Origin of the sequence: Nonomuraea jabiensis (genome assembly GCF_014204795.1) — a bacterium.
In the GTDB taxonomy this organism is placed as follows: domain Bacteria; phylum Actinomycetota; class Actinomycetes; order Streptosporangiales; family Streptosporangiaceae; genus Nonomuraea; species Nonomuraea jabiensis.
This window is the reverse complement of sequence record NZ_JACHMB010000001.1, coordinates 4954557-4966827: the sequence shown is the minus strand read 5'-3', so window position 1 is coordinate 4966827 and position 12271 is coordinate 4954557. Positions and strand designations below refer to the sequence as shown.

Annotated in this window: 14 protein-coding genes; 4 read left to right on the top strand and 10 right to left on the bottom strand. The window is 69.8% G+C overall.

Annotated elements, in window-relative coordinates; genetic code table 11:
• Positions 1-128: 128 nt before the first annotated feature.
• From HD596_RS22925 to HD596_RS22915, 3 genes are read right to left on the bottom strand one after another with little or no spacing between them, the layout of a single operon-like run.
• Positions 129-833 (bottom strand): alpha/beta hydrolase, encoded by a 705-nt coding sequence (locus HD596_RS22925; RefSeq protein ID WP_185071386.1) that lies wholly within the window; start codon positions 831-833, stop codon positions 129-131.
• 14 nt (positions 834-847) lie between these two features.
• On the bottom strand, positions 848-1138 hold the full coding sequence (locus HD596_RS22920) for an Rv1322 family protein (RefSeq protein WP_185071385.1): 291 nt from the start codon (positions 1136-1138) through the stop codon (positions 848-850).
• Positions 1135-2580: a 3-hydroxyacyl-CoA dehydrogenase family protein gene (locus HD596_RS22915; protein ID WP_185071384.1), complete on the bottom strand. Its 1446-nt coding sequence runs from the start codon at positions 2578-2580 to the stop codon at positions 1135-1137. Before HD596_RS22915 ends, HD596_RS22920 begins: the two co-directional genes overlap by 4 nt.
• A gap of 36 nt (positions 2581-2616) precedes the next feature.
• Between HD596_RS22915 and nucS the strand changes: the two genes are divergently transcribed.
• From nucS to HD596_RS22900, 3 genes are all read left to right on the top strand, one after another.
• Positions 2617-3279, top strand: coding sequence for an endonuclease NucS (gene nucS, locus HD596_RS22910; RefSeq protein ID WP_185071383.1), 663 nt, complete (start codon positions 2617-2619; stop codon positions 3277-3279).
• 61 nt (positions 3280-3340) lie between these two features.
• Entirely contained in the window at positions 3341-4813 is a 1473-nt protein-coding gene (locus tag HD596_RS22905) for an aldehyde dehydrogenase family protein (protein WP_185071382.1), read from the top strand.
• A gap of 144 nt (positions 4814-4957) precedes the next feature.
• Complete coding sequence (locus HD596_RS22900; RefSeq protein WP_246554709.1) at positions 4958-5500, top strand: TetR/AcrR family transcriptional regulator; 543 nt, start codon at positions 4958-4960, stop codon at positions 5498-5500.
• A 104-nt stretch (positions 5501-5604) separates the two neighbouring features.
• Here HD596_RS22900 and HD596_RS22895 read toward each other — a convergent pair whose 3' ends face one another.
• From HD596_RS22895 to HD596_RS22880, 4 genes are all read right to left on the bottom strand, one after another.
• Positions 5605-5922, bottom strand: coding sequence for an STAS domain-containing protein (locus HD596_RS22895; RefSeq protein WP_185071380.1), 318 nt, complete (start codon positions 5920-5922; stop codon positions 5605-5607).
• A gap of 73 nt (positions 5923-5995) precedes the next feature.
• On the bottom strand, positions 5996-7162 hold the full coding sequence (locus HD596_RS22890; protein WP_185071379.1) for a sensor histidine kinase: 1167 nt from the start codon (positions 7160-7162) through the stop codon (positions 5996-5998).
• A complete protein-coding gene (locus tag HD596_RS22885; protein ID WP_185071378.1) occupies positions 7163-8272 on the bottom strand; it encodes an ABC transporter permease in 1110 nt (369 codons plus the stop codon). It abuts the gene before it with no gap.
• Positions 8269-9165, bottom strand: a complete 897-nt coding sequence (locus tag HD596_RS22880; RefSeq protein WP_185071377.1) for an ABC transporter ATP-binding protein — start codon at positions 9163-9165, stop codon at positions 8269-8271. The genes HD596_RS22885 and HD596_RS22880 overlap by 4 nt, the downstream gene beginning before the upstream one ends.
• 143 nt (positions 9166-9308) lie before the next feature.
• On the opposite strand from HD596_RS22880, the gene HD596_RS22875 reads away from it, so the two are divergent.
• On the top strand, positions 9309-9899 hold the full coding sequence (locus HD596_RS22875) for a cob(I)yrinic acid a,c-diamide adenosyltransferase (protein ID WP_185071376.1): 591 nt from the start codon (positions 9309-9311) through the stop codon (positions 9897-9899).
• A 19-nt stretch (positions 9900-9918) separates the two neighbouring features.
• Here HD596_RS22875 and HD596_RS22870 read toward each other — a convergent pair whose 3' ends face one another.
• The 3 genes from HD596_RS22870 to atpD form a co-directional block, all read right to left on the bottom strand.
• Positions 9919-10296, bottom strand: a complete 378-nt coding sequence (locus HD596_RS22870) for a DUF2550 domain-containing protein (RefSeq protein ID WP_185071375.1) — start codon at positions 10294-10296, stop codon at positions 9919-9921.
• Positions 10297-10319: 23 nt separating this feature from the next.
• The gene (locus HD596_RS22865) at positions 10320-10721 is read right to left on the bottom strand and encodes a F0F1 ATP synthase subunit epsilon (protein ID WP_043616272.1); all 402 of its coding nucleotides are present in this window, start codon (positions 10719-10721) and stop codon (positions 10320-10322) included.
• 101 nt (positions 10722-10822) lie between these two features.
• Complete coding sequence (gene atpD / locus HD596_RS22860) at positions 10823-12271, bottom strand: F0F1 ATP synthase subunit beta (RefSeq protein WP_185071374.1); 1449 nt, start codon at positions 12269-12271, stop codon at positions 10823-10825.

Below are 12271 nucleotides of genomic sequence, written 5' to 3'. Positions count from 1 at the left end.
GGCGTCTCCACGATCTTCGGTTGACGATCGGATTTTCACTCTGACCACACGAGAGGTCTAGAGTTTTGCTCATTCTGCTCAAATTTCCTTCATAAACCTGATTTGTCCGGAAATTTCCGTCATGTCTCTCAGACGTCCGTGGGCAGCGGCCAGGCGGCCGGGTTGACCCGCTTGACGATCTCGTCCAGCACGATGCGGACGTACGGTTCCCCCACCCACAGGTGCTTGGCCCCCTCCACCCCGATCACCTCGGCCTGCGGCACCCGCGCGAACCTCTCGCGGGCCTCGTCGGGCCGCAGGTAGTCGTCGAACTCGGGCACCAGCACCACCAGCGGCCGGCCGAACCGCGCCCAGGCGTCCAGATCGTGGTCGGTGGCCCGGTGCAGCGGGGGCGAGAGCAGGATCGCGCCCTCCACCAGCGGGTCGTGCGCCCACTTCAGCGTCAGCTCCGTGCCGAACGACCAGCCGACCACCCACACCTTGGGCAGGTCGTGGAACTCGGCGTACTCCAGCGCCGCCGCCACGTCGAACCGCTCGCCCTCTCCCCCGTCGAACGTCCCCTCCGAGGTGCCGCGCTCGGAGGACGTGCCCCGGGTGTTGAAGCGCAGCACGGCCAGGTCGGCGAGGGCGGGCAGCCGGTTGGCGGCCTTCTTGTAGACGTGGCTGTCCATGAACCCGCCGTGGGTGGGCAGCGGGTGCAGCGTCACCAGCGTCGCGACGGGGGGACGGTCGAGGGGCAGGGCCAGCTCCCCGACCAGGGTCAGGCCGTCGCCCGTCTCCAGCTCGATCGGCTCGCGCCGGGCGGGCAGCACGGTGGCCGCGCGAATCTCCACTTCGGGGGTTCCCTTCAATAGCGGCTGCGGCCGGGGCCGCGGTCGAGTCTCTTGCGCCAGCAGGCGGTGTGCCAGTGGCGGCGCTCCTCGTCGCCTCCCGGCCAGTTGGGCCAGGCGACGAGGTGCGACTGGCCGCTGCGGATCTCCTGGTCGCAGCCCGGACATCGGTAGTCCTTGGTCGAGGAGGCGCCGGTGAGCATGCGTACCTTCCACTCGCCGTCGGGCCATTCCTCCACCTTGTCCAGCCCGGTCGGGAAGCCGAAGGGACGGGAGGACTCCCTGCGGCGGGCGCGGCGGGGGCTCATGGACGCGGGAATCGGGTGACGCCGGCGGTGACGAGCTGGTCGAGCAGGGGGGCGGGCGCGAAGGCCGGCTCGCGGTATTCGGCGTAGAGGGCTCTCAGCCCGTCGCGGACCTTCGCCAGGCCCAGCGACTCCAGCATCTCGAACGGCCCGGCGGGATAGCCGCAGCCCAGGCGCATGGCCGCGTCGATGTCGTCGATCGAGGCGTAGCCGGAGTCGTGCATCCGCACGGCGTCGTTGAGGTAGGGGAAGAGCAGGGCGTCGACCACGAACCCCGCCCGGTCCTTGCACGGCACCGGCGTCAGCCCGGCGATCTTCACCAGGTCCCTGGCGGCGCTCGCGGCCTCCTCGGAGGTCAGCACCGTGGAGGCGAGCTCGGCCACCTGGTCGCCGACGAGGTGCACGCCGACCATCCTGGCGGGGTCGGGCAGGCGTACGGCGTGCTCGATCACGGGACGGTCGGCCAGGCGCAGCACGACGTCGGGGTCCTCGGACTCCTTGAACCCGGCCGCCCGCAGCCGCTCCGCCAGCCCGTCGCCGCCGGCCCCGGCCACGCCGAACGTGCCCAGCCTCGACTTCGCCGGCTCCTCCCGCGGCGAGTCGCCGTAGAAGCCCCGGCCGGACTTGCGGCCCAGCAGCCCGGCCGTGACCAGCTCGCGCAGCAGCGGCGCGGGCGCGTGCCGCCGGTCGCGCGTCTCGTCGAACAGCACCCCCATCACCTCGTACGCGGTGTCGAGGCCGATCAGGTCGAGCAGCGTGAACGGCCCCATCGGCAGCCCCACGCCCAGCTTCATCGCGGCGTCGATGTCGTCGCGCCCGGCCACGCCCAGCTCCATGAGCCCGGCCGCCTGGTTGAGGTAGGGCAGGAGCAGCCGGTTGACCACGAACCCGGCCCGGTCGCCCACCGCCACGGCCGTCTTGCCCAGCCTGCCCGCCAGCGCCGCGATGTCCGCCACCACGCCGGGCGCGGTCACCACCGTCCCCACGACCTCGACCAGCTTCATCACCGGCGCCGGGTTGAAGAAGTGCATCCCCACGACCTGCCCGGGGCGGCCGGTGGCGGCGGCGATGGCGGTGACCGACAGCGAGGAGGAGTTGGTGGCCAGGACGGTCCCGGGCTCGCAGATCCGGTCGAGGTCCTTGAACAGCGCGATCTTGTAGTCGAGGATCTCGGGGATCGCCTCCACGACCAGATCGACGTCCCGCAGGTCCTCGCGCGAGGTGGTCAGCGTGATGCGGCCGAGGATCTCGTCGCGCTGCCCGGGGGCCAGCCTGCCCTTGTCGACGGCCCTGCCGGTGGAGCGCTCGAGATGCCCGCGCCCCCTGGCCAGCGCCTCGGCGTCGGCCTCGACGCCGATCACGCGCAGGCCGGCCCGCGCGAACACCTCGGCGATCCCGGCTCCCATCGTGCCGAGCCCGACCACTCCCACCCGTTCGAACGCCATGCGTCCAGTTTTCCAGAGCCGCTAAGGTGGGGCGTCATGCGGCTGGTCATCGCGCGATGCAGCGTGGATTACATCGGACGGCTCACGGCGCACCTCCCCATGGCGCCCAGGCTCTTGTTGATCAAGGCGGACGGGAGCGTGAGCATCCACGCCGACGACCGCGCCTTCAAGCCGCTCAACTGGATGAACCCGCCGTGCAAGCTCAAGGAGGACGGCGGCACCTGGACCGTCACCCACGGCAAGACCGGCGAGAAGCTGGTGCTGACGATGGAGGAGATCCTCCACGACTCCAGCCACGAGCTGGGCGTCGATCCCGGGCTCATCAAGGACGGCGTGGAGGCCCACCTGCAGGAGCTGCTCGCCGAGCACATCACGACGCTGGGGGACGGCTACTCGCTGATCCGGCGCGAGTACATGACGGCGATCGGGCCGGTGGACATCCTGTGCCGGGACGCCCTGGGGGCGACCGTGGCGGTGGAGATCAAGCGGCGCGGAGAGATCGACGGGGTCGAGCAGCTCACGCGCTATCTGGAGCTGCTCAACCGCGACCCGCTGCTGGCGCCCGTGCGGGGCATCTTCGCGGCGCAGGAGATCAAGCCGCAGGCCCGCGTGCTCGCCACCGACCGCGGCATCGACTGCGTCACCCTCGACTACGACGCGCTGCGCGGCATCGAGCCGGAGAATCCGACCCTCTTCTAGCGCCGCGAGCCCGGGGCACCGTTCCCTAGTAAGCGATGGCTTACCGGACTATCGTGACGTCATGACGACGCTCACGTTCGACTCGCTCAACCCGGCGACCGGCGAGGTCGTCGGCACCCATCCCCGGCAGGGCCCCGACGCCGTGCGCGAGGCCGTGGGCCGCGCGGCGGAGGCGGCGGCCTGGTGGGGCGGGCTCGGCCACCCCGCGCGCAGGCAGCGGCTGCTCGACTACAAGGCCGTCCTCACCCGGCACCTGAGAGAGCTGAGCCGGCTCGTGCACGAGGAGACGGGCAAGCCGGTGGGCGACGCGACGCTGGAGATCGTGCTGGCGATCACCCACCTCGACTGGGCCGCCCGCCACGCCCGCAAGGTGCTGGGCCGCCGCCGGGTCGGCACCGGCATGGTCGGCCTCAACCTGGCCGCCACGCTCGAATACCTCCCTCTCGGCGTGGTCGGGGTGATCGGCCCGTGGAACTACCCGGTCTTCACCCCCATGGGCTCCATCGCCTACGCCCTCGCCGCCGGCAACGCCGTGGTGTTCAAGCCCAGCGAGCTCACCCCGGGCATCGGGGTGCGGCTGGCCGAGCTGTTCGCCGAGTCGGTGCCCGAACAGCCCGTGTTCCAGGCCGTGACCGGGCTGGGCGAGACCGGGGCGGCGCTGGCCGCCGATCCGCGCATCGGGAAGGTGGCGTTCACCGGCTCGACCGCCACCGCCAAGCGGGTCATGGCCGCCTGCGCCGAGAACCTGACGCCCATCGTGGCCGAGTGCGGCGGCAAGGACGCGTTCATCGTGGACGCCGACGCCGACCTCGCCAGGGCCGCCGACGCCTGCCTGTGGGGCGCGATGTCCAACGCCGGCCAGACCTGCGTGGGCGTCGAACGCGTCTACGTCGTCGACGCCGTCTATGAAAGTTTCATGCGCGAGCTGTCCGGCCGGGTGACAAAGGTGAGGGCCGGCGAGGACTACGGCCCGATCACGATGCCGGGCCAGGTGGACATCATCAAGCGCCACATCGACGACGCCACCAAGTCCGGAAAAATCGTGACTGGTGGCCCCGGCTCCGTGCGCGCCCCCTACGTGGAGCCCGTGATCGTCGAGGACGTGCCGGAGGACTCCCCCGCGGTGCGCGAGGAGACGTTCGGCCCGACGATCACCGTCCGCCGCACCCGCGACGCCCAGGAGGCCCTGGAGCTGGCCAACGCCTCCGCGTACGGCCTGGGTGGGACGGTTTTCTCCCGGAACACGCGCAGGGCGATGGAGCTGGCCCGCAGGATGCGTACCGGGATGACCGCCATCAACTCGGTCATCTCGTTCGCCGGAGTGCCTGCGCTGCCCTTCGGCGGAGTGGGAGACTCGGGGTTCGGACGGATCCACGGGGCCGACGGTCTCCGCGAGTTCGCCAGGCCCAAAGCGATCTCCCGCCAGCGCTTCCCGATGCCGGGGATGAACCTGACGTCGTTCACCCGAGGGCCCTCCGAGCTTGAGCGGCTGATCAGGCTCGTGACCTTCTTGCATGGGCGACGTAAAAGATAATCTTCTTACCCTTTCCCAAAACGGATCATCCGTCCATAATTGTGTGCTCTGGGGGCCACGATCATGTTGGACGGGTGGAATGTGAACCGGTCTTACCGGGGAATGTCGGCTGAGCAAAGGCTGGCAGACAGACGGGAGCGGCTGATGACGGCCGCCTACACGCTATACGCGAAGCCGGGGTTCACGGCGACGACCATCGAAAGGCTGTGCTCGGAGGCGCGGATCTCCAACCGCGCCTTCTACGAATGTTTCGGTGGGCGCGAGGAACTCCTCCAGGCGCTGCACGAGCGCTGCGTGGAAGAAAGCCTCGCCGTGGTGGCCAAAGCGGTCCAGGAGGCGCCGAAGACACTTGACGATCGAGTCAAGGCGGGGATTCGCGCCTATATCGACTTCACCACGGCGGACTGGCGGCGGGCCCGCATCATGCATGTTGAGGTTCGCCGATCAGGAGATGTCCTGACACTGTCCCGTCAACGCGCGGTGGACGCGTTCGCGCGGCTGGTCGAGGAGGCATCGGCCGATTTCCCCCAGGCCGCGGGGCTGAATCGGCGGCTGGTGGCACTGGGAGTAATTGGAGCGCTACAAGAGTTACTCATCGAGTGGCTGCACTCGGACGAGCAACCGCCGATCGACGAACTCGCCGACGTGGCCGTGCACATCTTCATCCGCAGCCTCGGCACCCCGTGACCATTCACCGGCCATTCATAATGGACGGCCCGGAATCGTCATTTCGTCACACTCAATAAAAGGGCGGGCAACGGCTGATCGTTGCCCGCTCTCGATATGTCACATCAGGCCACCGCGGCCGCGGGAACCTCCATGTGCAGCACCCGATTCAGCCGGGTCACCGCCAGAATCCGCATGATCCGCGGGGGCACCCCCCGAAGAACGAGGCGGCGCTGCACGCTGAGCGCGCGCCGATGCGAGCCCACCAGCACTCCGAGGCCGGTCGCGTCGATCATCTCCAGCTGGGAGAGATCCAGGATCAGGTCACCTTCACCAGAATCGAGAGCCTCATGCAGGCGCTCCCGTACGCCGGCCGACGTGCCGGCGTCGAGCCTGGCGCCGATCCGCACCACCTGGGCACTCGGATTGCCCCGGACGCGCATGCCACCTCCTCAATCACTCACGGTCACCTCCGCCACGCGGAGCGTTCAGCGAGAGTAGACCCGTGCCTCTCCCCTACCCACCCAGCGGAAGTGACACGACCGCGTTGAGGATGAACTCTCCGTCTTCCGTCGGATGGGCGCTCAGCTTCCCGCCCACGGCGGCCAGGCGCTCCCCCATGCCCGCCAGCCCGCTCCCGAGGTCGGCGGCCCGCCGCCGCTGCACCCCGTCGTTGCGGACGCTCAGCTCCGCCTCCTGCGCGGTGAAGCGGATCGAGATGTCGCAGAACGTCGCGGTGCTGTGCTTGAGCACGTTGGTCACCGCCTCGCGGACCGCGTAGGCGAACACCGGCGCCACTCCCTCGGGCAGCTCCCGGTAGGGCAGGCGCACCTCGCAGCGGACCCCGGCCGCCTCGAGCACGCCTTTCACGCTGTTGAGCTCGGCGGCCAGGTCGAGCTCGCGGTAGCCGCGCACCGCCTGCCGCAGCTCCCTGAGCGCCTTCCTGGTCAGCGCGTTGACCTCGGCCATCTCGGCCTTGGCGGCGCCGTCGTCCACGTCCGACAGCCGTACGGCCAGCTCGGTCTTGACGGCGATGGCGGACAGCTGGTGGCCGACCAGGTCGTGCAGGTCCCTGGCGAAGCGCAGCCGCTCCTCGGCCAGCGCCAGCCGCGTGTGCGCCTCGCGGCCCTCGTGCGCCTGTACGGCGAGCGACCAGATCCACATCCACATCCGGTTGGACGGCGGCATGATCGCGCACCAGACAGCGTAGGTGATCATGTAGAAGATCAGCGCCTGACCGACGGTCAGGTCCGAGCCCAAGATGGCCGCCCCGAGCGCCACGGCCGGCACGCCGATCCCGACGCCCACCGCCCACGTACCGACGGCCAGCAGGTAGACCGTGCGCCTGGGGACCTGGAGCGTGGCCAGGCCCAGCCAGCAGACGAGCACGAAGCCCCAGCCGAACGGCTCGCCCCCGCCCAGCACCGCCGCGACCACCGCGAAGACCCCCGCCAGCACCACCTCCCGGGTGGGGTAGCGGCGGTCCAGCGCCGCGCTGATGATGCGCGGGCAGAGCCAGGTGAAACAGATCAGGGCGATCAGAGCGGGCGCGGCCCGCCACCACTGGAGCCTCCCCTCCCCGAAGGCGACCACCGAGGCCATGATGACCAGCAGCCACACCGCGACGAAGTTCGAGAGGAGCACTTTCCAGGTGAGGCGCCGCGCCCGCGTGATCGCGTCCATCTAGCCGGCGCGCAGCACGTCGGCGAGTTTGAGCCGGGCGCCCGTCCGGAGCACGGCGCGCTCGTAGATCTTGGCGCCGAAGCTCAGGACCGCGAGCACGGCCAGCGCCATGGCCCCCATCGACAGCCCGACCTGCCACATCGGCACCTCGGTCGCCGCCATCCGCACCGGCATGATCATGGCGGAGAACGGCGGCACGTACGACAGGACCGTGGAAAGCGTGCCCGTCGGGTCATTGGTGGCGTAGAAGGCCACGAAGTACGTGACCATGATGACCATGGTGAGCGGCGTCATCACGCTGCCCACCTCCTCCTGGCGCGAGACCAGCGAGGCGAGGGCGGCCGCCAGCGTGGCGAAGAAGGCGTACCCGAGCACGAACCACACCAGCACGCCCGTCACCAGCCCCGGGAGCCCGGGCGGGAAGTCGGAGGCGATCCCGGAGGCCGCGGACGCGGCCAGGCCGACGGCCAGGATCGTGACCAGGTTGATCAGGCCGAGCACGCCCAGCCCGATGATCTTGCCGCCGAGCAGCTGCCACGGCCGGATCGCGGAGAGCAGGATCTCCACGATCCTGCTGCCCTTCTCCTCCACCACGCCCATGGCCACCATCATGACCTGACCCATGAGCAGCATGAAGAGCACGAGGACGAGGACCACGGCGATCCCGGCGCGGGCGGCCTCGTAGCGGGTGTCGGCGCCCACCGACTCCATCTTCAGCGGCGGGATCGACAGGGCCGCGGCGCCCAGCTTCACCTCGCGGTTGACGCTCTGCAGGAGCACGCCGAGCTGGCTGTCGATCTCGCCGTCCGTGAGCACCCGGGTCCCGTCGACCAGCACCGCGTCCACGTCCCCGTCGAGCACGGCCTGCTTGGCGGTGGCCTCGTCGGGGAAGCTGCGCCACTCGATCTCCGCGTCCGGCGCGGCGGCCTTCAGCGGCAGCTGCTGGGAGTTGACGGTGCCGAGCGTGTACTCGTCCGGTCCGCCGAGGATCTTGGGTGCGAAGGTCACCGCGGCCACCAGCACGGCGGTGATGACCAGGCCGATCGCGAACGCCTTGGTCCGCACCTGCGTGGTGATCTCCCGCCGGGCGACCAGCATCAGTTCGTTCACGCCACGGCCTCCTTGAAGATCTCGGTGAGGGTCGGCTGCTGGACCCCGAAGTGCTCGACGTGTCCCGCCTTCATCGCGCGGCGCAGGATCTCCTGGTCGTCGCCGTCCGCGATGTGCAGGACGTGCCTGTCGCCGTTCACGGTGACCGTGCCCGGCAGGCCGTCCGCCCAGCCGGGGGCCGGGTCGCGTACGACCACGCGCAGCGTGTCGCTTTCGGCCGCCCGCAGGTCGGAGACCGTGCCGGTGGCCACCATGCGGCCGCCCGAGACGATGCCCACCGAGTCGCACAGCCGCTCGACCAGCTCCAGCTGGTGGCTGGAGAAGATCACCGGCACGCCGCCCCTGGAGCGCTCCTGCAGCGCCATGGCCAGCGCGTCCACCGCGATCGGGTCGAGGCCCGAGAACGGCTCGTCCAGCACCAGCACCTCGGGGTCGTGCACCAGCGCCACCGCGAGCTGCACGCGCTGCTGGTTGCCCAGCGAGAGCGCCTGCACCGCGTCGCCCCTGCGCTCGGTGAGCCCGAGCCGCTCCAGCAGGTCGTCGGTGGCCCGCTTCGCGGCCGCCGCGCTCAGACCGTGCAGCCGGCCGAAATACTCGATCTGCTCGGCGACCCGCATCTTCTGGTAGAGCCCCCGCTCCTCCGGCATGTAGCCGAAGCGCCGCCGGTCGTCGGAGCCGAGCGGCCTGCCCTGCCAGCTGACCGAGCCCGAGTCGGCCTGGAGCACGCCCATCACGATCCGCATGGTCGTGGTCTTGCCGGCGCCGTTCGCGCCCACGAACCCGAACATCTCGCCCGGCCGTACGGCGAAGCTGATGCCGTCCAGGGCGACCTTCCCGCCGGGGGCCTCGGAGCCGCCCGCGAAGCGCTTGCGCAGCTCGCTGATCTCGAGCATCAGGTCATCTCCTTCGTCATGGGTAAATCGTGGCTTTGGAGGCGTTCGCCCTGCTAGTCGCTGAAATCACGGGCCCGACATGGATCCTGCGTCCCTCGCCGATGACATTTGTCATTAACCGGGGTGCCAGTACCCTCGAAGCCATGACGCGCGCCGACAAGGACAAGCCGGTCGTTCTCTCCCGCATCTACACCCGGGCCGGCGACGACGGCACCACCGCGCTGAGCGACATGAGCCGGGCGTCCAAGACCGATCCGCGGCTGGCCGCCTACGCCGACGTGGAGGAGGCCAACGCCCACCTGGGGCTCGCGCTCTCGTTCCGCACGCTGCCCGCGGACCTCGTCGAGGTGCTCGCCCGCGTCCAGAACGAGCTGTTCGACGTGGGGGCGGACCTGGCCACGCCGGTGGTGGAGGAGCCGGAGTTCCCGCCGCTGCGGGTGGAGCAGTCGTACGTCGACTGGCTGGAAGAGCAGTGTGACCGCTTCAACGCCGACCTCAAGCCCCTGCGCAGCTTCGTGCTGCCCGGCGGCGACCCCGCGACGGCCGCGCTGCACGTGGCCAGGGTCACCGTCCGCAGGGCGGAGCGGTCGACCTGGGCGGCGCTGCAGGCGCACGACGACATGAACGCGCTGACCGCGAAATACCTCAACCGCCTGTCGGACCTGCTCTTCATCGCCTGCCGGGTCGCCCACGCGGGCGAGGAGATCCTCTGGAAGCCCGGCGGCACCCGCTGATCCCTTCCGGTGGAAGGGGCTAGGCGACGTCCAGATAGGCGCTGGGCGGAGCGGACTCCAGCCACGCGAGGAAGCCCGTCATCGCGTCGGCGCTCATCGCGAGCGAGATCCCGCGCGTGGTGCCGCCGCAGTCGACCGCGTAAAGCCCGCCGTCGATCTCACGACGGGCGGAAACGACGAGGCCGCGCCTCGCGATCGCGTGGCGCGGCCTCAGTCGCACACCCAGGAGCGGGATCCAGTGGAGCTCCCCGTCGGCGTAGCGGGCTACCCCGCTCTGCCAGCCCCGGTCGCCCACCCGCAGCCGACAGGGCACACTTCCCCTGGAACGGGCCAGCGTGACCCCGCGCAGGACGATGAGGGCGGCAAACAATACGAGAATCAGAACCGTCGTAACCATGCCGCCCCCAAAGCCTGGATCTGTTAAACCTCTTCGCCCGCCGCGCGGAGCCGGGCCCTGGCACGCTTGGCCTCGATCGCCGCGTCGGCGTCTTCCTGGTTGGCCTCGATCGAGGCCTGGGCCCGGTCGAGAGCGTCACGGGCAGCCGCGACGTCGACCTCGGAACCGAGCTCGGCCACCTCGGCGAGCACCGACACCTCGTCGTCGGCCACGGAGATGAAACCGCCGTGCACGGCCGCCACGAGGTCGCCTTCGCCCTCCCGCTTGACGCGAAGCACGCCGCCCTCGACGAGGACGCCGAGCACAGGTGCGTGTTGCGGCATAATACCGATCTCGCCGTCCACGGTCTTGGCAATCACCATGTCGGCCTCGCCCGACCAGATCTCACGCTCGGGTGAGACAACCCCTACGCGTAGCTTCGCCACTTATGTAGGCTCCTTTCCGACCTGGTGGTGGTGCCCCGTTCATACCCCAAAGCACCACCGTAGGTGCAGCGGGCCGCCGGAGACGACCCGCTGCAGGGCGATTAACTACGCTCGAGTTCCTTGGCCTTGGCCACGGCCTGCTCGATGCCGCCGACCATGAAGAACGCCTGCTCGGGCAGGTGGTCGTACTCACCCGCGCACAGGCCCTTGAAGGAGGCGATGGTCTCGTCCAGCGGGACGGTCTCGCCCGGCTGGCCGGTGAAGGCCTCGGCCGCGTACATCGGGTGCGACAGGAAGCGCTCGATGCGGCGGGCCCGCTGGACGGTGACCTTGTCCTCCTCGGACAGCTCGTCGATACCGAGAATCGCGATGATGTCCTGGAGCTCGCGGTACTTCTGCAGGATCCGCTTGGTCTCCTGGGCCACCCGGTAGTGCTCCTCGCCCACGATCTGCGGGTCGAGGATCCGGGAGGTGGAGTCGAGCGGGTCCACCGCGGGGTAGATGCCCTTCTCCGAGATCGGCCGCGACAGAACGGTCTGCGCGTCGAGGTGCGCGAACGCGTTGTGCGGGGCCGGGTCGGTGATGTCGTCCGCGGGCACGTAGATCGCCTGCATGGAGGTGATCGAGTGACCGCGCGTCGAGGTGATGCGCTCCTGGAGCACACCCATCTCGTCGGCCAGCGTGGGCTGGTAACCCACGGCGGACGGCATACGGCCGAGCAGCGTGGAGACCTCGGAACCGGCCTGCGTGAAGCGGAAGATGTTGTCGATGAAGAGCAGCACGTCCTGCTTCTGCACGTCGCGGAAGTACTCCGCCATGGTCAGCGCCGACAGGGCGACCCGCAGACGGGTGCCCGGCGGCTCGTCCATCTGACCGAAGACGAGCGCGGTGTCCTTGAGGACGTCCGCCTCCTCCATCTCCAGCCAGAGGTCGTTGCCCTCACGGGTGCGCTCGCCGACACCGGCGAAGCACGAGGTGCCGCCGAAGTTACGGGCGACGCGGCGGATCATCTCCTGGATCAGAACGGTCTTGCCCACGCCGGCGCCGCCGAACAGACCGATCTTCCCACCCTGCACGTACGGGGTGAGCAGGTCGATGACCTTGATGCCGGTGACGAGCAGCTCGGTACGGGACTCGAGCTGGTCGAACGCCGGCGACGGGCGGTGGATGCCCCACCGCTCCTCGATCTTGAGCGACGCGGTCGGCACGTCGAGCGTCTCGCCCAGCGCGTTCCACACGTGGCCCTTGACGACGTCGCCGACCGGCACCGAGATCGGGGCGCCGGTGTCCTGGACCGCCTGGCCGCGGACCAGGCCGTCGGTGGGCTGCATCGAGATGGTCCGGACCAGGTTGTCACCCAGGTGCTGGGCGACCTCCAGGGTCAGGGTCTTGGTCTCCCCGCCGAGGGTCACCTCGACCTTGAGAGCGTTATAGATCTCGGGCATCGCCTCGACGGGGAACTCCACGTCGACGACGGCGCCGGTGACACGTGCCACGCGGCCTGTGCCGGCCGCCGCGGCCTCTACAGTTTCAACAGCCTCTGCAGTCAT